At 68.4% G+C, this 1,695-nt stretch carries 2 protein-coding genes and 1 pseudogene; 1 reads left to right on the top strand and 2 read right to left on the bottom strand.

Features of this window, described 5'->3' with window-relative positions:
* A pseudogene (locus DD1DGNOD_RS26730) lies at nt 1–362 on the bottom strand (enoyl-CoA hydratase/isomerase family protein); the annotation flags it as partial.
* 416 nt (nt 363–778) lie between these two features.
* Nucleotides 779–1,327 (bottom strand): MarR family winged helix-turn-helix transcriptional regulator, encoded by a 549-nt coding sequence (locus tag DD1DGNOD_RS09230; protein WP_131766197.1) that lies wholly within the window; start codon nt 1,325–1,327, stop codon nt 779–781.
* A 64-nt stretch (nt 1,328–1,391) separates the two neighbouring features.
* Between DD1DGNOD_RS09230 and DD1DGNOD_RS09235 the strand changes: the two genes are divergently transcribed.
* Nucleotides 1,392–1,695: SDR family NAD(P)-dependent oxidoreductase (locus DD1DGNOD_RS09235; protein WP_131769906.1), on the top strand; the 304-nt coding region annotated here is incomplete at its 3' end.

The raw sequence follows: 1,695 nt of genomic DNA on the forward strand, positions 1-1,695 counted from the left end.
CCCGCCACGGCGCCGCGTACCGCTACGACGACCGGCGCCGGCAGCCCCGCGAGGATCCGCAACGCGTTGTGAACGGTGTTCGCCAGCTCGGCGATGTAGGTCCCGACATCGTCACCGGCAGCGGCGAACGTGCGCAGATCTCCACCCACGCAGAAGTTCGCTCCCTCCGACCGGACGACCACGACAGTGCACGTTCCCTTGGCGACAAGCTCCTGCACCTGCTCCGCGGAGCTGACGAGGGCGGTGGCCAGTTCGATGTCGACGGCGTTGCCCGCACCATGATCGATTACCAGATGTGCGACGTGCTCGGTAGTCGTCACATGGGTGGGGCCGTGAACGGGAGCCGGTTCCGCAGCAGTCATCGTCGATCTCCCGGTGGGTGACAAGGGTCTGTGCATGAGCGATCTGAGGGTGAGACTGGATGCACCATATGGTGGATGCCCGCGGGACGGTACTGGTGCGCCCAGGAGAGTACTGGTGCGCCCGCAACGGCCGCAGGCGGCCTCGCGGGCGCACCAGCATCCATGAGCAGGATGTCGAGTAACAGGATCCGCCGGTACCGGCATGCCATCACATGGACGTCAACACGAACCCGGGAGCCTCGACGCCAGCGAGCCAAAGGCGGCGCGATCATGCTTTGCTCACGCTCGGGCTTCCTGCCGGATCCGGGGTTCCGGAAGCCGATCTGGGAGGTCCGGCAGGCCCCGGCCTGTGGGCCGCTGCCCGGGTGGACTGGCGGTTTCGAGGATCCGGACGCACGTGGCGCACGTGGCGCACGCTACGGCAGCAAAGCTGGCGCCGTGCGTCGTCCGACATCGACGATCAGTTTCTCCAGCAGCCCGATGAGTGTGGCGCGTTCGGGCTCCGACAGGCAGGTGACGAGCGTGGCCTCACGGCCGAGGACCATGTCGACGGACCGTTCGACGAGCGCGTGGCCTTCGGCCGTCAACGACACCAGGACGCTCCGACGGCCGGTTGTTCCTGATGATCGCCGGACGAGTCCGTGCCGTTCGGCCCGTCCAACGCGCTGTGAGATCGCACCGGCGGTCACGAGCGTCCGCTGTGCGATGTCGCGGGTGCTGAGGGTATAGGGCGGCCCGGAGCGGCGGATGACCGCCAGCAGGTCGAGGGTGGCCGCGTCGATCCCCGCTGCGCGCAGAACCCGGCCACGGTCGTCCGCGAAGAGCTTCGCCAACCGCCGGATGGGCGTCACGATCTCGATCGACTCGGTCGGGGTGCCCGGCCGTTCCCGCTGCCAGGCTGCCGCGATCTCCGCGGCGGGATAGGAGGGTGTGGGACCTCCTGCAGCGGCTACGGCGTCACTCATGGTGTGATCCTCTGTTGACGTCGGCTATGTTTAGGCCTAAACACACTAGTGGGTAGGAGGATTCTTGACCCGCACCGTGCTCGTCACCGGAAGCACCAGCGGCATCGGCCGGGCCATCGCCGCGAGGTTCGCCGCCGACGAGGCCGAGGTCTTCGTCACCGGCCGCCACGCCGACACCGTCGAGCGGACCGCCGAGGAACTGGGCGTACACGGTGTTGTCTGCGATGCGACCGATCCCGGGCAGGTCGCGGCGCTGGGTACCCGACTCGGTGAGGCGCTCGACGTCCTCGTCAACGCAGCGGGTGGTCTGGCCGAGGCGCCGTCCGGCGACGGGTCGTGTCTGGAGACGCTGGTCGCCGGGTGGCAGG

It is taken from the genome of Candidatus Protofrankia californiensis (assembly GCF_900634765.1).
Classification (GTDB): Bacteria; Actinomycetota; Actinomycetes; order Frankiales; family Frankiaceae; genus Protofrankia; species Protofrankia californiensis.